A 23,345-nucleotide genomic window follows, 5' to 3' on the forward strand; every position below is an offset into this window, starting at 1 on the left:
GCAGGTGTGCAGAAAATAAGCAGGAAAGATTTTGGTGAAGACTTTGTCTGGGGAACGGCAATATCTGCCTATCAGACAGAGGGTGCGGCGGCGGCAGATGGTAAGGGGCCTTCTATCTGGGATAGCTTCTGTGCCAGAAAGGGTAAAATAGCTGATGGCGATAGCGGCAGCACCGCCTGTGATTTCTATAACCTCTGGCAGCAGGATGTTGCCCTGCTAAAGCAGCTTAACATCACCAACTTCCGATTTTCGCTCTCCTGGCCCAGAATACTGCCACAAGGTACCGGAGCAGTTAACCAAAAAGGCATTGATTTCTACAACAGGCTTATCGACAGGCTGCTGGAGGCCGGCATTACACCCTGGGTTACGCTTTACCACTGGGACCTGCCCCAGGCGCTGGAAGATAAAGGTGGCTGGACTAACCGGCAAATAGTAGACTGGTTTAGTGAATACACCCGCCTGTGCGCCCTGCACTTTGGCGATCGGGTGCAGCACTGGATGGTGCTGAACGAACCCCTGGCTTTTACCGGTGCCGGTCACTTCCTGGGCATTCATGCACCGGGCAGGCGCTGGCTTAAAAACTTTTTACCTGCGGTGCACCATGCCACCCTCTGCCAGGCCGCCGGCGGGCGAATCCTGAGGCAGCTTTGCCCGCAGGCGCAAATTGGCACCACCTACAGTGGCAGCTGGGTAGAGCCCCTGCGCCCGGGCAACCAAAAAGATATTGCAGCTGCCCGGCGAACCGATGCCCTTCTGAACCGCCTGTTCCTGGAGCCCTGCCTGGGGCTGGGGTATCCTGTGCAGGAGCTCCCTTTTCTGCAGCGGCTTGAGCAGTACATGCAACCCCATGACGAAGCGCTGCTCCCCTTCAGTTTTGACTTTGTGGGCCTGCAGCTCTATACCCGCGAGCTGGTGCGCTACAGCTTTTGGGTGCCTCTTATGCAGGCACGCTTAGTATCTGCAAAAAAACGGGGGGTGCCCAAAACAGAAATGGACTGGGAGGTACACCCCCCCGCCCTGCACCACATGCTAATGCAGTACAGCCAGTACAAAGGGATCAAAAAGATCATCGTCACTGAAAATGGCGCTGCTTTTGCCGATACCCTGGTAAACGGAGGGGTACAGGACCCGCAACGGCAGCAATACCTGCAGGAGCACCTGTACCAGCTGTTGCAGGCCCGCCACGCAGGAGCACCTGTGCAAGGGTACTTTGTGTGGAGCTTTCTGGATAACTTTGAATGGGCAGAAGGTTACCGGCCCCGCTTTGGCCTGGTACATGTAGACTACGCCACGCAAAAGCGCACTGTTAAAGACTCCGGCTACTGGTACAGCCATTTCCTGGCAAACAGAGCTTCTGCTGCAGAAAAAAAACAGCCGCACACTTTTTAGGTTAGGATTAGTATAATCACTGCCACTTCTTTATTTTTTGCACGTATGTGATTTAAGCCCGAGCGTTGAATGCTCTAACATTATCATAACTCGTTACAGAGCTTTTTTTACCCATGAAAAACCAATCTCAACTACGCGTTGGCGGAGTGCCCGAGCATTTTAACCTGCCCTGGCACCTGGCACTGGAAGACAAAGCCTTTGACAACCTCAGCCTTAGCCTCGACTGGCAGGATTATCCCGGTGGTACCGGTGCCATGGCCAAAGATTTGCGTGAGAATAAGCTGGATATTGCCATGCTCCTGACAGAAGGAGCTGTTGCCGATATTATCCGTGGTGCCAATTACCGGATTCTTTCCCTCTATGTAGACAGCCCGCTCCTCTGGGGCATTCATGTACATGCAGATTCTTCCATTCAGGAGATCGATGATATGAAAGGCCGTACCTATGCCATTAGCCGCGAGGGCAGCGGCTCCCACATTATGGCCTTTGTAGATGCAAAATCCAGGGAGTGGAACACCAAAAACCTGAAATTTGAAATAGTAGGCAACCTGGAAGGTGCCAGAACCGCTCTGGCCAATAACACTGCCGATGTTTTTATGTGGGAAAAGTTTATGACCAAACCACTGGTAGATAGTGGTGAGTGGCGCCGCATAGGCGAAAGGCCTACCCCCTGGCCCTGCTTTGTGGTAGTGGTACGCGAGGAGGTAATGCAGCAACAGGCCGAGCAGGTAAGCCAGGTGCTGCAGGTGGTGCGGCAGTATGCACAGCAGCTTAAGTTTAATCCGGAAGCCCCGGCCACCATTGCACGCCGCTACCACCTGAAGCCGGAAGATGCCAAAATCTGGTGGGATGATGTACGCTGGGCCAATAACAGCCTTATACCTATGCTGATGCTGGAGGAGGTAATGAACGCGCTGAAAAGTGTAAACCTGATCACTAAAAAGAGCCCTCCAGAAAGCCTGTGCTTTGAAACCTGCCAGCTTGTATAGAACAGATCCGGAACCCCGCCGCTAAGGACAGGGCTGTAAGAAATGTACCCCGGACTAAAGTCCGGGGTGCGCCTATAACCTGATCATTCTAGACCTAACAATGCTTTCTCCTAGAAAAGGAGTTTATTGAAGAGTAGTCCCTAAAGTTACTTAGTCTCTCTCACAAGCCGGAAGCCTACATCATAGCCATTTCCAGGGCCACCGGCATGAAAAAAATAGGTGGCATTTACAACATCAGAGATAAAGCTTCCGCCCTTTAATACATGAACTTCTCCGCTATCAGGAGGCACAGGACTGGCATATACTTTTCCGTTGTAGTAATCTTCTACCCATTCCCACACATTGCCAATCGTATCGTAGAGGCCCCAGGGGTTTGGCTTCATCTTACCTACCGGCTGCGTACTGCCTTTATTGGTATCCTGAATCCAGGCCTGCTCTTTTGTTTCTGCCCACGAAAGGAGCTTATCGGCTCCGGCTCTGGCTGCATACTCCCACTCAAACTCTGTTGGCAGCCTGTAAACGGCAGCTGTATCCAGGGCATTGAGCTTTCTAATAAAAGCCTGGGCCTGCTCCCAGCTAACTCCTTCAACGGGGTGCTGGTCTGCATTGCCTTTTACCCTGCTTTCCTGAAAAAAAGAAGGGTTTGTGCCCATTACTTTTTTCCATTGCCCCTGCGTTACTTCATATTTTCCTATGTAGTAAGGCTTGTTGATGGTAACCAGGAAACCAGGTCTTGAATCACGCCTTGCAAGCTCCTCGCAGCGCTTAAAGTCCTCCTCCGTCCAGCGAACGCTTGCATCTACTTCCCGGGTGTCTGGCGGGCTAGGACATTCCAGCTCCACCCGGCCTACTACCATACTGCCGGGCTCAATCAGCTCAAATTCCATTCCTATTGTGTTGGTAAGTTTCCGCTTTGAGTTATTTGTACCAGGCTGCTGGCAGTATAGTGTTGCTGTAGCCAATAGTATGATCAAAAAGGAAGCACTGATAACTTTCATCCTTTTAGCTTTAGTGGAAACTACAATTCTTTGATGGCGATGTTCCGGTAAGCATGGGCAGCATCTGGTTTCCATGAATAACCACAGCAGCTCCCGCCCGGTACCGGTACTAGGGTTGAACTCCAGTGCAGCTGCAGGGCAATCATTCCTTCGGTTACATCTGCAATTAAATCGTTACGCCTGGCTTTTACATCCCACATCTTCACGCCGTTTACCCATAGCGTTGCGTGGGGTGCTGCTCCTTCAACACGCAGATGAAAGGAATTCCACTGGCCTTTTTTCCATACCTTCTGCAAATCTGTAGCCTCAGCGGTGGTAGTGGTACGTAGCATTTCACCAATCAGGTTTCCTGTGCCGGGCTCACCGTCTCCTGCAACCTCCAGCTGGTAGGCAGAACCACTTTCACTGGATCTGAAGAAGATCCCTCCATTAGTACCCGGATCCCCCTTAAATTCAAGGTACAGCTCAAAATCCCTGTATTTTTTATCAGTAAGAATAATGCCGCCCTGTCCGTAGGGGTACTGTTGCATCACTAAACTTCCATCCTCTACAAAGAAATTACCCGATGTTCCGTGGTGGCTGGTTTTGCTGATATGCCATCCGCTAAGATCCCGGCCATTGAATATAGGTGTGAACCCTTTTGGAATGGAATTCTGCTGTGCAATGAGCGTTGATGCTCCTGTAATCAGCAGAAAGAGACCAAGCATGCCTGATCTTAATACTTTCTGCATTGGCCCCGGAGGAGCAAAGCCACTTGCTTCAAAGGAATCAGTATGTACTTTTTGCATATTCTAAGAATCTACGCCTGCCTCCAGACCTGCGGCTTATTGCTCAAATTCAATCCCCGTCATTATCACCAGTGCATCGGTATCTTTAGCCTCCTGATTCCGCACCACTATGTATATATCCTGTACTCCATCAATTTCCGAAACATCTACCGGAATGGGCCTGCCTCCGGCATCACCAAAAAAGGGTCCGTTGGCCTCAGAGGTAGCCGGAGGAATTCTTTCGTAAGGCTCACCGATAAGTGTACCGGTTGGAGAGCCCAGCCGAAGCTCTATGGTGGCACCAACAAAATGCGACCAGTGCCAGAACCTGGTGATGGCACCAATGTTAATCCTGTTGATGCCAGTAAGATCGATATTCCTGAAACCGATGTACCCACCCTTGCCCGTAAATATAAAGCCGGGATCGTTGGTAGAGGGGGTAAACGAAATACCTTCTTCTGAAAAGACATCTGCTGTTTCAGGAGCCAGTAAGGGATATCGCAGCAGCACAATATCATCAGCAGTAAGGTTAAGTCCTGCTGCTTTGCCCGATCCTTTATCTGTATAAGTTGCCCGAAGCACATACGAACCCAATTCGAAGGGAGGTGAGAAAAAAGAAGCCATACGGCCACCTGCTCCCTTAACTTTGTATGCCAGGGTTTTGAAACTACCTTCTACAGGGAGCGACTGCTGCCCTTTTTCAGTGCCGGCAACATCCAGTATAAAATCTACAATTTGCTTTACCTCTGTATCATTGAGCATAGGATGTGGTGGCATGGCCGTTGTGCCCCATTTACCGCTGCTGCCTTCCCGGATGCTTAGGCTTAGGTTTTCAAAAACCCGCTCCTCTTCCTTGTATTTTTGTGCAACATCCAGGAAAGAGGGTCCTACCAAGGGCGCATCCAGCTTATGGCAGCTTACACAATTGTACTGGGTGATCAGGGATCTGGCCTGCAGGTGGCGAAGCGCTGTGCCCTCCTCCAGCGCTCCTCTCTCTTTAAGGGTAGTCAGTTGCTCAAAGGTCATGCCTGAAGGAATATACTCTGCCGTTACAGCTACAGCTGAAGGGGCAATATTTCCGTTGGCCAGGCTGCCATCTTCCTTATCGCTTACCTGTACCTTGTATTCTATTGTTTTGCCTGGAAAATAGAAAGTCTGGTTCCCGGAGCTTATTTCAAAGTCAACGGCTGGTCGTTCGTTTCCGGCTACAATCTCTAAAGATACACTGTCGCTTGCCCCGGCCGGATCGCTCACCCTTAACAGCACACTGTACCTGCCGGGCTGCTCAATTGTAACCGATGGATTTTGCTGCGTATAATTTTTCACCTGCCCGCCGGTAAGAGGCTTTACCTGCCAGGTGTAGTTTAAATTATCTCCGTCGAAGTCTGTAGAGCCCTTGGAGGAAAGGCCGACCTTTAAGGGAACGGCACCTGTTGAGGGCTCTGCACCGGCCAGTGCAATGGGTGCCCGGTTACCGGCATTGTACTCTATTCTCGATATTCGCCCCTGCCCTCCGCTGCCGTACTCAACCAGATAAAGATCTCCGGAGGGGCCAAAATCCATGTCGAGCGGTTGTTTGTGGGTAAGTTGTTCCGGGGGCAGCAAGTGCTCTATCGACTCCACCTCCGTTCGTGCACTGTTCATGGTAATCACCATAATCCAGTTACGCACATAGTCGGTTACCAGCCACTTGCCCTCGAAGTAAGCTGGAAATACACGTGCTGCATTCGGAGCAAAATCGGCCTGCCGAAAAACTGGGCCGCCTACTGCAGAACGCGCGGCACTGCCAAGTATAGGCCATTCCTCTGCTACCTTGTAAGGGTAAGCAACCAGCGCCGGCTGTGCAGGGGGCAGCTCCCGCAATCCTGTATTATTTGGAGAGCTGTTAATGGGCGATTCCGGATCGTAGGGCTCTCCCCAGCTGCCTGTCTGGTAATTGTAACTGTTGTAGGGCAGATTTTTACCAACAATGAAGGGCCAGCCATAATTGCCAGGTGCTTTGGCCACATTGAATTCATCGTAGCCCATAGGGCCATATATTTCAGCATTAGCGCCGGCATCCGGACCTACCTCTCCCCAATGCAGGTAACCGGTTTCGGAGTCGACCGTCAGGCGCCAGGGGTTTCTGTTGCCCATGATGAAGATCTCCGGACGGGTGTTGGGAGTGCCTTCCGGGAAAAGATTTCCTTCAGGAATGGTGTAACTGCCATCTGGCCGGGGGCGGATGCGCAGGATAGTGCCGCGCAGATCATTGGTGTTACCGGCTGTTCTTGCTCCATCCTGCCCACGCCCGCCCTCATTGGTAAAAGGCAGCGGTGCGTACTGCGTAGGTGCCGTATCACAACCAACCGAAAGATAAAGATTACCCTGCTCGTCCCAGGCCATGCCACCTCCGAAATGGTGGCCATCGGGCTGTTCCCATGGAATCCGCAGCAAAACAGTTTCGGAGGCCATGTTAAGCTTGTTGTCGGTGCCAAGGGTAAAACGCGACAGGCGCATAATCTCTCCTTTATCCTCTAATGCTGAATAATAGAGGTAGAGCTGCCGGCTATTCTCAAAGTCTTTGTCCAGCAGAAAACCTATCAAACCAGGAGCGGGGCCTCCGGCAACAGAAACTGTTCCGAGTGTTTCTACCTGCCCGCCTGCACTGTTTATTCTTTTGATGTTCCCCGGCCGTTCAATCCAATACACCCAGCCTTTGGTGTCAAACTCTATTTGCAGTGGTTCCTCTAGGCCATCGGCCAGCACTTTTTGGGTAAAGCGGGTAAACTCAGGCTTAGCATCACGATCAACCACTTTTGTTTCAGGATCGGGTTCAGAACAGGCCAACAGCAGGCCAACCAGTAATGCTAAGTAAAGGAACCTCGTCATTAAATTTCTGCAGTTATATTTTCTGTGTTCTTACTGATGTTCAGGATGTACCTGTCCTTAACAATGGCTTTGGCAGTGCACCCTGCAATACTAGTAACTATATGTTACCCGTATTGCAGGGTTTTGCTGCTTGTTAAGGGCTTTTGCTTATTGCCCGCTAAGGGTAAATGTTAGCTCCTGTACATCTCTTGAATTAGGGCCTACATATACCTTGAATTCTCCTGGCTCATACACATACTCCAGGTCGTTGTTGTAGAACTTCAGATCGTCGGCCGTAATCCTGAAGGTTACTGTTTTGGTTTCGCCCTTTTTAAGAGCGATCTTCTGAAAGCCTTTAAGCTCCCTTACCGGGCGCGTAATAGAGCCTACCAGGTCCTGGATGTAGAGCTGCACCACTTCTTCTCCATCTCTCTGGCCGGTGTTTGTTACATCCACCCGTACCTCCAGCTCCTGCTGAGGTGTTATGCTGGTCTGGCTTAACTGCGGCGCAGCATAGTTGAAGGTAGTATAGCTCAGGCCATAGCCGAATGGGTAAAGGGGCTCGTTGCTCACATCCATATAGCGTGATTTGTACTTATCGAGCATTTCGCCGCCATAGGGACGGCCTGTGTTCTTCTGCGCGTAATAAATAGGCACCTGCCCCACTACCTGCGGAAATGTAACGGGTAGCTTGCCTGATGGATTGTAGTCGCCAAACAGTACGTCTGCAATAGCATTACCTGCCTGCGTACCGGCAAACCATGTTTCTAATATGGCATCTGCATTTTCGGCTTCCCACTGCAGTGCCAGCGGCCGGCCATTCATGAGCACCAGCACGAGCGGCTTACCGGTTGCCTTCAGGGCTCTGAGCAGCTCCTGCTGCCTGCCCGGCAGGCTTATGTCGGCGCGGCTGGCGGCTTCACCAGACATGCCCTGCGATTCGCCTACCACTGCTACCACTACATCAGAAGCCTGGGCTACTTTTACCGCCTCTGCTATCATTTCCTCAGAAGAGCGGGTGTCTATTTCCAGCTCTCCGCCATGGGCATTCAGGCGCTGGATCATCTGCGGATCATCGGCAATATTTGCGCCTTTTGCATAATTTATTTTTACACCACTGCCTGCTACGTTACGGATGCCCTGCTCTACCGATACTGCCTGCTTCCAGTCGCCGGCGCCACTCCAGTTACCAATCATATCGCGCTGGTTTCTGGCCAATGGGCCAACCAGTGCTATAGAGGCTGTTTTATTCAGGGGTAGTGCATTATTTTCATTTTTGAGCAGCACCATGCTTTCACGGGCTATTTCACGGGCGGCGGTAATGTACTCCGGTTTCATGATGGTAGCTTTCGCACGGGCTTCATCGGTATAGCGGTAAGGATCCTGGAACAAACCAAGCTTGTACTTGGCCTCCAGAATACGGCGTGCTGACTTTGTTACATCTTCCTCTGTCAGCTTGCCTTCTCTTACCAGCTGGGCCACATTTTTCAGATACACTTCGCCTACCATGTCCATATCTGCCCCTGCCTTCAAAGCAAGAGCACCTACCTCTGCTTCGGTTCCCAATCCGTGTGGTACCAATTCATTGATGGCTGTATAGTCAGTTACTACAAAACCATCGAAGCCCCACTGATCACGCAGAAGTTCCGTCAGCAGCCACCTGTTGGCAGTGGCCGGCACCCCGTTAACCTCATTGAAAGCAGTCATTACACTGCCGGCACCAGCATCGATGGCCGCTTTGTAAGGGGCCAGGTATTCGTTGAACATCCGGTTCATGCTCATATCTACCGTATGGTAATCGCGGCCGGCTTCAGGAGCACCATACAGCGCAAAGTGCTTTACGGTTGCCATTACGGTATTGTTTTTTGTAAGATCGTTGCCCTGGTAGCCGCGCACCATTGCTGCAGCTATTTTACTGCCCAGGTACGGGTCTTCTCCTGCACCCTCTGCAATGCGCCCCCAGCGCGGATCGCGGGATATATCTACCATGGGCGAGAAAACCCAGTTCAGTCCATCGGCACTGGCTTCGTCGGCTGCAATGCGGGCGCTGCGCTCTACAGCTTCCATATCCCAGCTTGCCGCCAGCCCCAGGGGCATCGGAAAAATGGTACGATGCCCATGGATAACATCGTAGCCGAACAAAAGCGGAATTTTCAGGCGTGTGTTATTGATGGCTAACTCCTGCAATTTTCTGGCAGCTACGGGGGTGAAGGTGTTGAACACACCACCCACATTACCGTTGCGGATATTTTCATCTACGTTCTCGCTTACCACCGGACCAGTAACATCAAAGCCCACCGCCACCAGGTTCAGCTGACCAATTTTTTCTTCGAGGGTCATTTTACTGAGCAGATCATCTACAAACTGCTTCATTTGCTGCTCATTAACGGCAGTTCCCTGTGTTTGCGCAGGTTTGGTTTGTTGTGCGGTACTACATTGCGTGCCCATCAGCCCAATAGATATGATAAGGGCTGTGCGTATGATTTGCTTCATATGTCCTTTATATTTTGAGAGTCAGTTAATCATTTTTTTGTTGATAGCCTTAGCCAATATGCTAAGCAGCTGGTACAAGAGATACCAGCCCCTTACTTATTCTACTTTAACAACTTTTGTTCTTGCCGATACCCCGTTTTCATTGAAAGCTTCAACTGAAAAATAATAGGTCTGGTCTACTGACAAGCTCTTCAGTTCAAGCGTGTTATCTCCATAAACCAGCCAGGAGCTGTATAGCTTATCAGGAGCTATACCCCAGAGCACATTATAACCTTGGGCATCAGGCTGCTTTTCCCAGCTGATCATGGCATCCCTGCGGTCGGTGCGGCGGTTTACGCTAAAGCTCCGCACCTTTTGGGGCGCTTTTCCCTGGCCCTGGCCAAACACTCTCAATCCTGAAACAGCCAGGTTGGTAGTAGGTGCGTGGATGTTCTGAAAACGGATGTACCGCACTGTTTGCGGCGTACCCAACTCTACATAATCGTTTGGTACATCGGTGTGGTTATCGCTTCTATCTACAAGGGTTACCCAGTTTTTACCGTCTGTAGAGCCTGTAATCAGGTAACGGTGGTACAGCCCATGCACCTTTCCGTAGAGGTCTGACTTATAATCGTGGTAGTTCAGCTGAATGGCATGTACCCTGCCCGGCTTCTGCAGGTCTATTTCCACCCATTGCTGATCGTTGTTATTTTCTGCCACCCAAAAAGTTTTGATGTTTTCATCTACCATATGATCGGCCCTAAAATCCTGGAGTACAGAAGATGCTTTTACAGGTTTTTTATAAGAGAGCAGCATCCAGCCTGCAAAAGCACCCTCCCTTCCGGCAATGGCTGGCGCAAAATGAGGATAGTCGCCGAAGTAGGTGTTCACATGCATCAGGCCGTCTTTATCGAAGTGAGTAGGAAACATGCTGATGCGGCGTTCCCAGTTCATGTTTACAGAAACAGTGGCAGAACCAAAATGCCAGTACTGTCCGCCGGGACCTTCTACCGTACTGCCATGGCCTGCACCATTGGCAAAGCCACCCGGCTTGTAAGACACCGGGTTGTTAGGGGCATAGGTGAAAGGCCCAAGCGGGCTATCACTTACATACACACCATCGCCGTACACATTGAATTCTGTGCCGGGAGCGGCATACTGCAGGTAGTACTTTCCCCCATGCTTGGTCATCCAGGCCCCTTCCATATAACCTGCCAGCGCGGTATCTGCATGGTTTTCGCCAAAGCGCTCCCAGCCATGCTGGTCTCCGTGCAGTTTAAAGAGCTCTACGGTTTCTTCAGAAGGCTTGAAGCGGTGCTCTTTGTCCAGCTTTTTCACCCGTAGCGGATAGGTATTGGAGGAACCCCAGTACATATAGGCCTGTCCGTCGTCATCGATGAAGAGCGCAGGGTCCTGCAGGTCCCATAAAATAGAGGGGGTTGCTTTCCAGTCGCCCTTTTTAGGATTATCGGTATAGAGAACGCTCATGGAGCCCGAAGGGTCTCCTGCTACGTAGAGAACAGAATCTTTATAGTTGAAGGCAGCCGGTGCATTTGAGCCCTGGAAGTACCATTTTTCCGGATGGATAAAGCTCCAGTTCTGCAGGTCTGTGGAGTGCCAGTAGCCCATGGAGCGGGTTACAAACATATAATACTCGTTCCTGAACTCCACCACGGCGGGATCTGCACCGGAGCGGTAAGAGATATCTTTATGGGCATCGTATACCGCATAAGTATAGTCGATGTTGATAGGATTGCAATAGGTGCTCATGTGGGTACCCTGTGCCTGAGCTGTTGTCAGGGACAGCGCCGCTACTATAAGCTGAATTATTCCTGAAAGGCTTTTTTTCATCTGTATACTTTTCTCAAGCACTAACATTGGGTTGAAGAACATCTATTTTAAGGCCGGGCTTTCGAAGCCCAGCTTCTTTAAACCTGCCTGCACTTCTGGAGCGCCCATAAACAGGTCCCAGAGCAGGCCGCTGCGTCCGTTCTCAATCATCACCACTATAGGGCCCTGATCTATGCCCAGGTAACGCCGGGGGTACCAATCCTGCTCTTCGCTGAAGGCATCATAAAAACCATACTTGCCCCATACCTTGTTACCCAGGTCTTCGTACAGATGCCGGATCACTTTCATAGATTCTTCTGGCGTATAGGGGTAGGAAGAAAGTGCCGCTGTAGGGGAAATTACCCCTAAATCTTCGTTTGGGCTATGGCCGGCATAACCCCTTGGCGGGGGAGAGTAGCTGGAGGTAAGGCCCCAGGCCTCTTCGCCGTAACCTTCATAATCTTTGGGGTTATCGATGCAGTAGGCCCGGTGTATCAGGGTGTGGTTGGTATTGTGCAGCCAGTAATCGGCATAGCGGTCTTTGAGGTTGCGGGGGTCCAGCCCCAGGTAAGAATAGTGCGCCCAGAACAAGGGGCCAACACCCCCCTGCTGGCCATTGTGCTCCAGCGGAATTTTGTAACCATACTGCTCGGCATCTGCAGTTATATCACCGCTACGGGCCCAGCCTTTATGATACACCTCTGGCGGCACACCATGTGTGGGCGATGCCGCAGCCAGCACATACATGATCAGGCACTCGTTATAGCCTGATACCGGAAAATTCATGGCCCATCCATGGTTGGGTGACCAGTGCCAGTAAAGCACATCCTGTCCATTACGGTACCAGTCCCATTCTACCTCTTCCCACAGCTGTGTTATCTTTTTGGCAAGTGCTTGTTCCCGGGCATTTCCATCCTTGAAGTACTCCCGTACCGTTAACAGCCCCTGTACCAGGAAAGCTGTTTCCACCAGGTCACCGCCATCGTCTTTCGGGCTGAAAGGTTTTACTTTGCCGGTTTCGCCCTGGAGCCAGTGCGGCCAGGCACCATGAAAGCGATCTGCTTTTTCCAGGGAGTTTACAATCTTCTGCATGCGCTCAAAACCCTGCTCCCGGCTAATGAACCCCCGCTCAATGCCTACCAGTATGGCCATTACACCAAAGCCGGTGGCGCCGGTGGTTACCACGTTCTGATCGTTTTGCGGATAGTCGCCATCCAGGTGAATCCGCTCACGCGCCAGGCCAGAGGCAGGCTCCGCACCATCCCAGAAATACTGAAAGGTGTTTTTCTGAACCAGCGTCAGCAGCTCTTCATCAGTTAAACTACTATCTGCCGGGGAGGTCTCTGCACTATTTGTTTGTTCAGATGGCTGCTGACAAGCTACTAATAGTAAGCCAACAAGTAGCAGGAAATATGTAGTGGCTGTTTTCATTTACCGGTTTTCTTGTTGTATAAAATTTGATCTGCCGGGTCCGCTGCCCTCCGGCAGATTTATAAAATAAACCTGTGCCTTTATGTTTGCTTTACCTAAGCGGCAGTTTTATAAGTTATGAGTAGGGTTCATAAATCAACATTTTCAAACCTAAACTGCTGCTTTGGTTCTGTCATATAAGTATCCAGGTAAGGAGAATAGGTGCTTACTTTAATCGTTTCCGCTTTTGGATCTACGGTAATAAGCCGCAGGTACCCATTGCCCCCATTTTCTGATCCTTTTACTCCCTCCTGGTAATTTGCCAGCATCTGGTATACCTTATTTCCGTTAACGCCTTCGCTTACCAGGGTACCTTCGCCGTCGTGCAGCACGTGTCCGCTAAAGACAAACACCATATTTGGATGTTTTTTCACCAGCTTCTCCCAGATTTGATCGCCGTCGTTTGGTGCCCTGGCTCCCGTATCTTTACCAATGCCATAAGCCTGCGGCCGCCACCAGTCTTCTCCCCCCTGCCGGGTACTGTCTGAATAGAGATAAGTATGGGTGTTGAGAATTACTTTATGGTAGGGGTGCTCCTCCACTACCCTATTCGCCCAGTCCAGTACCTCGTTACGGGGGCCAAACTCCAGTGAAAGCACCAGCCAGTTAAGCCCTCCTGCTTTAAACTTATGATAGGTATTATCTACCTTGTTTGCTTCAAAGGCTCCTCCATAGGTTGGCAGTTCCTGATAGCGGCTTAGGGGCAGGTACTGGTTTAAGAGGGTGGTGTTCCGTACATCGGCGAATTTGCCAGGCTCACTGCCCATATCATGATTGCCGGGCACAAAGGTGTAGGGGATTTTGCCGTCGAGTAATGCCAGTGATTTTGCCACTGCCTGCCACTCTTCATCATTATTGTTCTGAGTGAGATCGCCTTGTTGCAGTACAAAAGCAAAACTATCGGCATGGGCTGCGATCCATTGTGTCTGAGCCTCAAAAATCTCCGGGTGCTTCTCTGCATATGTTTGTGTATCGGGCAGTAACACCATAGTAAAGGCTCTGCCTGCCTTGTTGCAGGCGCACAAGCTGAGGCAGGCTGCAACAATCAAAAAATAATGTAAAAGCTTTACCATTCCCTGTTATTTACTGAAGCTTAAAAAAACACCTGATAAACAGTTGTTTTTTCATCATTACTGCTCCTGAAACTTTCTAAAACACATACAGTTACCTTGTCGTTAGGCCTGCTGCCAGTAGGCAATTTCTTTAAGAAACTTTGCTGGCAGCAATATCATAACTGCTGGCTCATATAGTATGAGTCAACCAGCCCGAATTTTCCACTATCCGGGAGTAACTTTTTTCAAATTAGCATGGGTAAATATGGCGTTGCGTTCAGCTGCCTTTATGGATATGACTAAATCAATTGATTAGCATGAGCCCATATTGCTCCTATTCTGCTACTTCTGCGGGAAAACTGGAGCCGCTCGCCTGGCTTATACAAAAACAACACTTTTTGCTTAGCAATTATTGATAATGCCAGGCTGAACACCATTCGCTTAAGCCTGTAAATGGTACCTGTTTTATTGCTAAAGAAATGTTTTTGAGCTTTTGCCGAAACAGCGTGAATTATAGAGTAAAAGTGCTGGAAAGGCTAAAAAAGATCAATAATCAACAAAACGTAAACTACAAAAATGGGTGGTATGCTTTTACGCAGAATGCCAAAAGCCTTGGAGGCAAGGTTATAGATGTACTTCTGATCGAGTTGTAGCAACTGAGCAATTTCATCGTAAGACATATCCTGGTAGAAGCGAAGGTAGATGATTTCTCTTTGCCGGTTAGATAAACCTGCAAGGCACTTCTTTACTTTTGCTGCAAGTGTTTCTTTTTGCTGAACATCAATAAGCTCATCCAGGAAAGAAGCTGAAATACCAGGAGATGGTTGCGCAGCGCTCAGATCAAAATCAGAAAATACGTTCTCTTTTTTTAGTTTCCGCAGTGCTCTTCTTTTAACACTGGAAAAAAGGTAGAGGCGCACTGAGCGCACTTTACCAAGCTTTTCTCTACTACTCCAGAGGTCGGTAAACACATCATGTATTACATCTTCTGCCAAAGATTTATCCTTCACAACCATATAAGCGTACCTGAACAATTCGCTTACATACTTGTGATAAATGTGTTCATAAGCAAGCTCACTACCCTCTGAAAACTCCTGCCAGAGAGCAATGTCATCTTCTAAAAAAGATGTATTCTTATAATGAATCTGCAAAATTCCTCCCTCTTACACACACCTTAAATGTAAGAATTTTAATTTGTGCAAATTATTAAATACAGATTATTTTATTCTGCATTTCTTAACAAATGAGCATATAAAGAGGGAATAAATATCAACTCTGGCTTTATTCTGAAATATATGTCTAAAGATGCTGCATTCTAAGACAGGCAAATAGTTTATCTTTTGTTGGATTACAGTACTTAATCCTGCTGCTTTGCTGTTATATCAAACAGCTTTTTTAATAAAATACCTATGAGTTCATAAGAAAGGTATCAATTCAGACTCACTTACACAATTAATTGGCTATTCATACGAAAACCCTAACTTTTCCAAACCAGCTTTCACTTCCGGAGCCGACATAAAAAGATCCCAAAGCAAAGCAGACCGGTGGTTTTCGATCATGATGATGATGGGCCCCTGGTCGATGGCTAGATAAGAATCAGCGTACCATTGAGCCGTAGGATTATATGCATCTTTGAAGCCGTATTCGCCCCATATTCTATCGCCCATTAAGTAATAAAAATGCTTTAAAGCATCCATAGAGGCATCTGGTGTATATGGCATGGATGATAAAGCTGCAGTAGGTGTAATGACTCCCTTATCATTGGTGGGCGAATGAGCCGAATATCCCTCCTGGTTATCGCTTGCAGTAAAACCCCAGGCCTTTTCGCCATAGCCTACCCAGTTCTGCGGATTGGCAACAGCATGCTGCTGGTTTATCAGGCTGTGATTTACATTTTGCTCCCAGTAATTTGCATACTGGTCCCGCAAATTTCGGGGATCGAGCCCTAAAAAGGAATAGTGCGCAAAAAACAGGGGGCCTCCGAAGGCTTCTCCCAGTGGGAGGTTTATACCATAGTAGCTGTTCCCGTTCTGCATATTACCCCCTCTTGCCCAACCTTCATGATACACTGCCGGGTCGATTGGATGTGTGGGTGAGGCAGCTGCCAGTACATATACAATCAATGCTTCGTTCCAGCCCTGTATCCGATGGTTCATCTCCCAGCCATAATCAGGCGACCAGTGCCAGTACAGTACATTTTCGCCCTCTTTCGTATACCAGTCCCACTCTACGGCTTCCCACAACTGGTTAATCGTTTGTATAATTTGTGCCTCCTGCGGATTTGCAGGGTTTAAATACTCCCTTGCTGCCAGCAGGCCCTGGATCATGAAAGCAGTTTCCACCAGATCTCCCCCATTGTCTTTGGTACTAAAGGGCACAACGTCTCCGGTGTTTCCATCTATCCAGTGTGGCCACACGCCATGAAAACGGTCGGCAGTTTCCAGAAAATTAACAATCTTCTGCAGCCTGTCAACACCTGCCTGCCTGCTGATAAAGCCTCTTTCAATACCCACCAGGATAGTCATTACCCCAAAGCCGGAACCACCAATGGTTACAGTATTGCCTGAGGTGTTTCTTTCCCGGGCCAGGCCGCTGGTAGGGTGGGCAAAATCCCAGAAGTAGCGGAAAGTCTGCTCCTGCACCCTGGTAAGCAGCGCTTCATCGGAGATCTCTGGAAACTTGTAGGTGGAGTCCAGCTGCGTGTACAGGGTTTTTGAAATACCTGAAAATCCTTCTCCACCAGTGCCTTGCAACTGGTTAGAGATGGAGAACTCATATTTAGTCAGATATTGTAAAGGAGCTGTGGTAGTGACTTCTGCTGTTTTTTGATCATTGGAATAAGTGACCTGCAATCCTGCGCTTCCCGGCCCGGTTATGCTAAGGGCATCTTCAAAAGATGCCGGGTTAACCGGAACAGAGAAGTTAACTGCCATCTTAAGATCTGCAGGCACATTGGAGATTCTGGATGCACTGCTAACGCTCCTGCCATCAATGGTAAGAGCGGTTACTGTTAATGCACCTGCCTTGGTTCTGAAGCTAAGCTCCCTGGGCTCAAATGTTTCTCCGCTGGCGCCTGTTAACTGGTCTGTTATCGAAAGCGTGTAAACGGTATTATTCTGAAGAACACCATTGGGATAAATAACCACAGACTTATCCTGCGACTGAAAGCTGATGTTTGTAGCAACAACATCGTTACCCTGTTTTAGCTGAATAGCACTGCTGGCGGTGGTTTTGTTTACAGGACCTGAAAACACCAGAACAATGCTGGCATCAACGGGTATACCACTGCTTACAGTACTCTCCAGATCAATTTCCGATGATCCGGCAAATACCTGCTGCAGCTGTAGTGTACCACCAGCAGGCTCCTCTTTCTCACATGCAGCAAGGAAGCCAAAGAGTACTAATATGATGATATTCAGTCTGGTAACTAACATAACAGGATTTAAGAATAAGGGCCTCAAAAGAATGAGGCCCTTATCAATCAATAAACCAACCAACCATTCTTAAACTAATGAGTCTTTTAGCTAAACCGTATTTTACTACGATTCGTCTGCAATTATCTGTTGTATTTGCTCCTGTGTAAGTGCTGTGTTGAAGATGCGCAGTTCATCCATCTGGCTTTGGTCTGATAAATGGCCCCATTCTGTAAAACGTGGAGCGCCCGACATGATGGATATAACATTCGTACCTTCCCAGCTCACACCATTAAGGGTACCCGAAGAGACCAGCTCCCCATTTATATATACCTTAGCCTCGGTTTCGGAAATGGTAAACGCCATGTGCACCCATTCTCCTGTGTTAGGCACTACAGAGGCTGCTGCGCCACCATCGAACCAGGAGTCAGAAGAGCCTGTACCAACATTGAGCTTAAAGATTTGGTTAGTTGGAGATCCTTCCCGAAAGAACCTGAAACCAGCCGTTCTGTTGTTCATGGCATCAGGATTGTTTTCGTCTGGCGGACCAATTACCAGAATGCCTGCCCGATCCGGGGTGCCGTTTACATTCATCCAAAACGAAGCACTGAATTCGTTACCCAAATCCAGCATATCTGTTGAAAAGGTTAAATAAGCACCTTCGGCACCATCGTAGGCTGCGCCCGCTACCCCTTCTTCGGTAAAACCAGGGCTACCCACCACAGTAGGGTTGGTTACATTTACCAGCTCCATATAGCTGCCATCAAAGGGAAGATAGAAAACCTCCCCTTCATAAACAGGTGTATAGGGTTCTATTTTCTCGAAGGTAACCGACTCAGAAGTGCTTTTACCCGATACGTCGGTGGCAGTTACCGTTAAGGTGTGCTCGCCGTTGGTAAGGTTTTCATAAACATAGCTATCAATTACCCTGCGGTAGTCCAGGAATTCGCTGAAGCTTGCTATTTGTGTACCATCCAGTGTTAAGGTAATGGTCTGTACCTCAATATCGTCTTCAACCTCGAAGCTGATTTCAACAGGTGTAACATCTTCTGGAACACGTATCTGGGTACCTTCGCTGGGATATACAATATCTACGGTAGGCGCAGCTTCGTCTGGCCCGGGAGCTACCTCGGTGATCGGATCAATATAGCCGTCGTCATCACAGCTGCCAAACAGTGTAAGGGCAAATGTAATGAGCATTATATTTCTAAATATTTTCATGTCAGCTAACGTTTAAGTAATTGCTCTACTGTTGTAACTGCGGTAACAAATCAAGTTGTGCCAGTGGGTAAGGCAGGAACCTGTCTTCACCCTCCACGTAGTTTCTGCCACCGTAATCCAGTTCTTCGGTTCTGTTATGTCTCACCAGGTCGTAGAAGCGAATACCCCATTCCATGGCAAACTCAGCATACTTTTCGTCCAGTACATCATCGAGGGTAACACCACTTAGGGGAGGCATACTCACCCTGGCTCTTACCAGGTTCACGGCTTCGTCGGCCGACAATACCCCACTGGTAGCACCCTGAGTTAAAGCTTCTGCATGCATCAGCAGAATTTCTGCATAGCGGATTGCAATAAAGTTTTTATTGCTGCCATATTCTACCCTTCCCGGGGTTAGCTGGTTAGAGGGCAAATAATGTTTACCGCTGGCAAAAAGGGCACGGCTGTAATCATTAATTACATCGCCACTGGGGGTAACATTATCGATCCAATCGGGCAGTGTGGCATAAGTGGGGTCGGTTTTGATCTCATTAATACCACGATTTGTAAATAAAACAGAGGTTTCCAGTCGTTCTGTCTCTCCCCTGCCGATCATGAACTTAACATACTTAAGGCTGGGCTCCCAAAAGCCCCAGCCCGCACTGGCACCTGCTACTGCCGGAGTCCAGTCCTGCGGGCCAAAAAAGGCATTCAGATAGTTTCTGCTCTCCCCGGAGCCCTGGCCAAAATCAGAGTACTGCAATTCCAGAATATTTTCCCGATTGAGCTTACCAGGAATTTTGAATAGCTGATAATAATCCGGCTCCAGCATGAACTCACCCGAGCTGATGATGGCACCTGTAGCATCTGCCACGGCCTGGTAGTTTTCTGCCTCAAGATTTGCCAGTGCTTTTACTGCAAGGGCTGTATACCTGGTAATACCACCGGGTATATCTGTTCTTTCATTAGGATGCACCGCCGGGAGTACAGGAATAACTGCATCCATTTCTGCAGAAATATACTCCATCACTTCTTCCATAGAAGATAAGGAGGTACCAAAGAGCTCATCTGGTTGTGAGCTCTGGGGAATCAGCACGCTTCCCCAAAGCCTGGAGAGTTGAAATAATTCCCAGGCCTGCATTACCCGTATCTCAGCAATGTACTGATCGGCCTGCGCCGGATTGGCAGCAAACTCCCGGTAGCGCTCCAGCTCTTCTATGGTAGCATACCAGGTGAGAATGTCTCCGTAAAGGTTCAGCCATGTTGAATTGTACATCCAGAAGGAGCGGTCGTATTGATACAGATCTGTTTCAATTAGGGGAACCTGGTCTCCACCTGCATTTACATCATCTCCTCTTACTGAAATAAGCGGAAAGGTTTCCCACTGCAGATTATAGAGGTTTGCATAGGCCCCGTTCAGCAGCAGGACCATATTTTCAGTCTGGGTATAATCTGTATTTTCTGTTAACCTCTGCCGCTCCAGAGGTTCTTCCAGGTAGTCGTCGCAGGATACGTTAACCATGAGGGCAAGGCCCAAGGCACCTATATATTTTAAAAACTTAATAGCGTTCATATATTTAGTTTTTTAGAGTCTCAACATTAAACCTAAAGTATATACTGCAGGGATCGGATAGGTCTGGCGGTCAATACCATCCGGTACTTCAGGGTTAAACCCATTGTAGTCAAAAACCGTCAGGGGTCTTTCTGCTGTGAGGGTAATTCTGGCATCTGGCATAGCAGTTCCAAACAGGCGGTTGTCGCGTAAGCTGTAAGCAAGCCTTACGTTCTGAATTCTCCAGAACGAGCCGTCTTCTACAAAGTAGTCGCTCATGTTCTGGTTCCATCCTTTTCGGAGGCCTGCTGCAGAGGGATAAATATTTGAGGTACCCTCACCGCGCCATAAGTTATTGGCAAGGTCAGCGTCGATGTTGGTATCGGTGGTAAATATGATCTCTCCGCGCTTTCTGTTAAGGATGCTGTGGCCCGACTGGCCCTGGAAGAGTGCCGTAAACTCCAGGTTTTTCCAGGTTAAGCCCAGGTTTACACCATAGGTTAGGTTTGGTAAATAGGAGCCTAATACCACCCTGTCCTGGTCATTGATCAAACCATCACCATTCTGGTCACGATAGATAAAATCGCCGGGTGCAAGTTCGTTATCGGCAATAAATTCGCTGTTATAGCCACTGTTGGCTATTTGCTGCTCGTTCTGGAAAACACCTTCCACTTCATAGCCGAAGAATGCTGCAACAGGCTCGCCTACAATATAACGCTGGCGAAATTCGGCCGATCCGGCATCCAGATATTGCTGGCCACCCAGGCCCAGAACTTCATTTTTGAGGGTGGCAATATTACCGCCAATGCTGTAGGTAAAATTGTCGGAGATCTGGTCAGTCCAGTCCAGGCCAAACTCGAAACCGGAGTTGCGTATTTCGCCCCTGTTTCTCCTGATGTTATCCCTTATAACCGGTAAGATGATAGTTACTACGGCATCTTTGGTATCCCTTATGTAGTAGTCTGCCTCCAGCGACAGGCGATTATCCAGTAAACGGGAGGAGAGGCCTACGTTAATTTCTTCCGTAGTTTCCCAGCGGTCGAGGTAATCATATACATAATCTACTTCTCTTCCCTGTACATACTGGTTGTTGATGGCCGTAAAAATTGGAGAAAGGGTCGGAGCGCCGGTAGCAAAAGCAATTGCATCGTTGCCCAGCCTGCCCCAGCCTGCCCTGAATTTCAGGAAATTTATAGGATTTACATTAAAAAAGCTTTCTTCGGATAACACCCATCCTGCGCCAACAGTAGGGAAATTACCCCACCGTTGCTGAAATTTGCTGGTACCATCTCTTCTGAACGAACCGAAGAGCAGGTAGCGGCCATCGTAATTATAGGAGATCCGCCCGAAATAAGAGCTGCCGTAAAACCTGGAGCCAAAATCCTGCACATTGTCTACATCTATCTCCTCGGCATAGTACAGGTACCAGAGCTCTTCCCTATCACGATCTGGTGCTCCCTCATCGCCCGTTCCTGTTCCCCTGGCATACAGTCCGTCAGTAGTTTCTGACCTAAAAGAGTAACCTGCCATTGCGGTAAGTTCGTGTTTGCCAAAAAGATCACTGTAGGTAAGCACATTATCCCAGATACCATTCAGGGAGGTAGAACTTTCCTTCCTGATTGCATAGGGGTTTTGTGTTCTGCCATCATTAAACCTGAAATTTACATTCCTGGCATTGATGTTACCATAGCTGGAGTTGTATGTAGTATTGAAGGTTAGTTTATCAGGGATTAACTTAAGATCCACGAATACATTTGCCAGCACCCGGTTAACCCTGTTCCGGTTATCGTTGTAGAGCAAATCATAAAATGGGTTTTGAGAACCACGATAGCCCAGCTGCTGGGCATTGCTCAGGCGTATGGGCGATGCTGCAGTATTCAGCTCGTCGTACACCGGTAAAATAGGAACGGCAAAATATGTCTTGAACCAGACCGAATTTTCTGCAACATACTGAGTACCTGAGCTGATGTTCATGTTCACACCTGCACTAAGCCAGTCGTTCGCATTAAAATTGATTTTTCCTCTTAGGTTATATCTTTCAAATGAATTGCGGGTTTCCTGAAGCAGGCCTTCCTGCTCAAAATAATTTGCACCTACAGAGTATCTTGTTCTTTCGCTGCCCCCACTGATGCTAAGTGAGTGATTCTGGATTGGTGCAGTTTGCAGTACCTCATTGTACCAGTCGGTGTTTACATTTGGCACATTGGGGTTAATTCTGCTCCGGCCAAAGCGCTGAAATGCATTTTCGATAAATTCATTATCTGCAGTAGCACCGGTTTCCCGGATGTAGCGGGTAAACTGCTCTGCATTGGCCAGCTTCAGTATATTTTGTGCCCGCTGTACACCATAGTATCCATCGTAAACAATTTCGGGTTTCTGGTTAAAGGAGCCGGATTTGGTTTCAATAAGTACTACACCATTGGCTGCTCTTACCCCGTAAATAGCTGCGGCCGAGGCATCCTTCAGAATAGACATTGACTCTATGTCGTTCGGGTTCAGAAAGTCAATATTGTCGAAAAACATGCCATCGACTACATAAAGCGGCGATGCATTACCATCCAATGAACCAACACCCCTTACCCGCACGGTTGGCGCAGCACCCGGTGCACCACTGCTTACAATCTGTACGCCTGGCACCCTGCCCTGGAGCGACTGCATGGCCTGCCCGGTTGGGGTCTGGGTAATTTCTTCGGCCTTTACTCTTGAGATTGCCGAGGTCAGGTCTCTTTCTTCCTGGGTACCATAGCCAATTACCACTACTTCCTGCAGCGCCTCAACATCTTGTGCCAGCTGCACATCTATGGTAGAGCGGTTGCTGATGGGTATTTCCTGCTCGGCATAACCGATAAAGGAAATTACCAGGGTGCCGTTTTGCAGCGCCTCGGGTACTTCAAGGCGATAGTTTCCGTCAGGGTCTGTAACAGCGCCCACTGAAGCACTTTCTTTTAGCCTTACAGTTGCACCCGGCAGGCCCTGCCCGGTTTCGTCTGTAACCCTGCCTGTAATGATAACCGGCGGCAAAGAAGATTTCACATACCCCAAACCTTCTTCTTTATCATCAATACTCTGTATACTGATGTTATGATTTACCTGCCTGAATTTGATCTTAGCCTGCAGTGACAGCTCCTGCAGTACGTTGTACAGGGGTATATTAGTAGCATTGAGGCTTACTTTTTTACCCATATCTAACTTCCTGGGATTATAAACAAAGCTTAGCTGGGTCTGGGATTCTATTGCACCCAACACCTTGTCTATTCGCTCATTCTTTACCTCCAGGTTTACCAGAACCTCTTTTAGATTTGGATCCTGAGCATCTACATCGATTGCAAGCACCGGGCTTAAAAAAAAGCATTGGAGTAATAG

14 protein-coding genes are annotated in these 23,345 nt (G+C 48.7%); 2 read left to right on the forward strand and 12 right to left on the reverse strand.

Annotated elements, in window-relative coordinates; all coding sequences use genetic code 11:
- Positions 1-6 precede the first annotated feature (6 nt).
- Together KWJ01_RS26005 and KWJ01_RS26010 are read left to right on the forward strand one after the other, a co-directional pair.
- On the forward strand, positions 7-1,389 hold the full coding sequence (locus KWJ01_RS26005; RefSeq protein WP_225000064.1) for a GH1 family beta-glucosidase: 1,383 nt from the start codon (positions 7-9) through the stop codon (positions 1,387-1,389).
- A gap of 113 nt (positions 1,390-1,502) precedes the next feature.
- Positions 1,503-2,378 carry a substrate-binding domain-containing protein gene (locus tag KWJ01_RS26010; RefSeq protein ID WP_225000065.1) on the forward strand — a complete coding sequence of 292 codons (876 nt, stop codon included), beginning with the start codon at positions 1,503-1,505 and terminating at the stop codon, positions 2,376-2,378.
- A gap of 146 nt (positions 2,379-2,524) precedes the next feature.
- Here KWJ01_RS26010 and KWJ01_RS26015 read toward each other — a convergent pair whose 3' ends face one another.
- From KWJ01_RS26015 to KWJ01_RS26070, 12 genes are all read right to left on the reverse strand, one after another.
- Positions 2,525-3,265 carry an SUMF1/EgtB/PvdO family nonheme iron enzyme gene (locus KWJ01_RS26015; protein ID WP_225000066.1) on the reverse strand — a complete coding sequence of 247 codons (741 nt, stop codon included), beginning with the start codon at positions 3,263-3,265 and terminating at the stop codon, positions 2,525-2,527.
- A 131-nt stretch (positions 3,266-3,396) separates the two neighbouring features.
- Positions 3,397-4,164 carry a DUF1080 domain-containing protein gene (locus KWJ01_RS26020; protein WP_225000067.1) on the reverse strand — a complete coding sequence of 256 codons (768 nt, stop codon included), beginning with the start codon at positions 4,162-4,164 and terminating at the stop codon, positions 3,397-3,399.
- Between the two features lie 36 nt (positions 4,165-4,200).
- Positions 4,201-7,014: a PQQ-dependent sugar dehydrogenase gene (locus tag KWJ01_RS26025; protein ID WP_225000068.1), complete on the reverse strand. Its 2,814-nt coding sequence runs from the start codon at positions 7,012-7,014 to the stop codon at positions 4,201-4,203.
- 147 nt (positions 7,015-7,161) lie between these two features.
- Positions 7,162-9,486 carry a beta-glucosidase BglX gene (gene bglX, locus KWJ01_RS26030; protein WP_225000069.1) on the reverse strand — a complete coding sequence of 775 codons (2,325 nt, stop codon included), beginning with the start codon at positions 9,484-9,486 and terminating at the stop codon, positions 7,162-7,164.
- Between the two features lie 96 nt (positions 9,487-9,582).
- A complete protein-coding gene (locus tag KWJ01_RS26035; RefSeq protein ID WP_225000070.1) occupies positions 9,583-11,316 on the reverse strand; it encodes a family 43 glycosylhydrolase in 1,734 nt (577 codons plus the stop codon).
- Between the two features lie 42 nt (positions 11,317-11,358).
- Entirely contained in the window at positions 11,359-12,726 is a 1,368-nt protein-coding gene (locus KWJ01_RS26040) for a glucoamylase family protein (RefSeq protein WP_225000071.1), read from the reverse strand.
- A gap of 128 nt (positions 12,727-12,854) precedes the next feature.
- Positions 12,855-13,754 (reverse strand): metallophosphoesterase, encoded by a 900-nt coding sequence (locus tag KWJ01_RS26045; RefSeq protein ID WP_225000072.1) that lies wholly within the window; start codon positions 13,752-13,754, stop codon positions 12,855-12,857.
- A gap of 599 nt (positions 13,755-14,353) precedes the next feature.
- On the reverse strand, positions 14,354-14,968 hold the full coding sequence (locus KWJ01_RS26050) for an RNA polymerase sigma factor (protein ID WP_225000073.1): 615 nt from the start codon (positions 14,966-14,968) through the stop codon (positions 14,354-14,356).
- Between the two features lie 309 nt (positions 14,969-15,277).
- Positions 15,278-17,251 carry a glucoamylase family protein gene (locus KWJ01_RS26055; protein WP_225000074.1) on the reverse strand — a complete coding sequence of 658 codons (1,974 nt, stop codon included), beginning with the start codon at positions 17,249-17,251 and terminating at the stop codon, positions 15,278-15,280.
- Between the two features lie 105 nt (positions 17,252-17,356).
- Positions 17,357-18,451, reverse strand: coding sequence for a LamG-like jellyroll fold domain-containing protein (locus KWJ01_RS26060; protein WP_225000075.1), 1,095 nt, complete (start codon positions 18,449-18,451; stop codon positions 17,357-17,359).
- A 25-nt stretch (positions 18,452-18,476) separates the two neighbouring features.
- Positions 18,477-20,003, reverse strand: coding sequence for a RagB/SusD family nutrient uptake outer membrane protein (locus tag KWJ01_RS26065; protein ID WP_225000076.1), 1,527 nt, complete (start codon positions 20,001-20,003; stop codon positions 18,477-18,479).
- Between the two features lie 12 nt (positions 20,004-20,015).
- Entirely contained in the window at positions 20,016-23,315 is a 3,300-nt protein-coding gene (locus KWJ01_RS26070) for a TonB-dependent receptor (RefSeq protein WP_225000077.1), read from the reverse strand.
- Between the last annotated feature and the right edge of the window lie 30 nt (positions 23,316-23,345).

This window comes from Cesiribacter sp. SM1 (assembly GCF_020178975.1).
GTDB lineage: Bacteria > Bacteroidota > Bacteroidia > Cytophagales > Cyclobacteriaceae > Cesiribacter.

Bases quoted from the DNA above. Each gene is read 5' to 3' on its own strand.
- KWJ01_RS26010 (WP_225000065.1), top strand. From the start codon at position 1,503: ATGAAAAACCAATCTCAACTACGCGTTGGCGGAGTGCCCGAGCATTTT.
- KWJ01_RS26015 (WP_225000066.1), bottom strand. From the start codon at position 3,265: ATGGAATTTGAGCTGATTGAGCCCGGCAGTATGGTAGTAGGCCGGGTG.
- KWJ01_RS26020 (WP_225000067.1), bottom strand. From the start codon at position 4,164: ATGCAAAAAGTACATACTGATTCCTTTGAAGCAAGTGGCTTTGCTCCT.
- KWJ01_RS26025 (WP_225000068.1), bottom strand. From the start codon at position 7,014: ATGACGAGGTTCCTTTACTTAGCATTACTGGTTGGCCTGCTGTTGGCC.
- bglX (WP_225000069.1), bottom strand. From the start codon at position 9,486: ATGAAGCAAATCATACGCACAGCCCTTATCATATCTATTGGGCTGATG.
- KWJ01_RS26035 (WP_225000070.1), bottom strand. From the start codon at position 11,316: ATGAAAAAAAGCCTTTCAGGAATAATTCAGCTTATAGTAGCGGCGCTG.
- KWJ01_RS26040 (WP_225000071.1), bottom strand. From the start codon at position 12,726: ATGAAAACAGCCACTACATATTTCCTGCTACTTGTTGGCTTACTATTA.
- KWJ01_RS26045 (WP_225000072.1), bottom strand. From the start codon at position 13,754: ATGGTGTTACTGCCCGATACACAAACATATGCAGAGAAGCACCCGGAG.
- KWJ01_RS26055 (WP_225000074.1), bottom strand. From the start codon at position 17,251: ATGTTAGTTACCAGACTGAATATCATCATATTAGTACTCTTTGGCTTC.
- KWJ01_RS26060 (WP_225000075.1), bottom strand. From the start codon at position 18,451: ATGAAAATATTTAGAAATATAATGCTCATTACATTTGCCCTTACACTG.
- KWJ01_RS26065 (WP_225000076.1), bottom strand. From the start codon at position 20,003: ATGAACGCTATTAAGTTTTTAAAATATATAGGTGCCTTGGGCCTTGCC.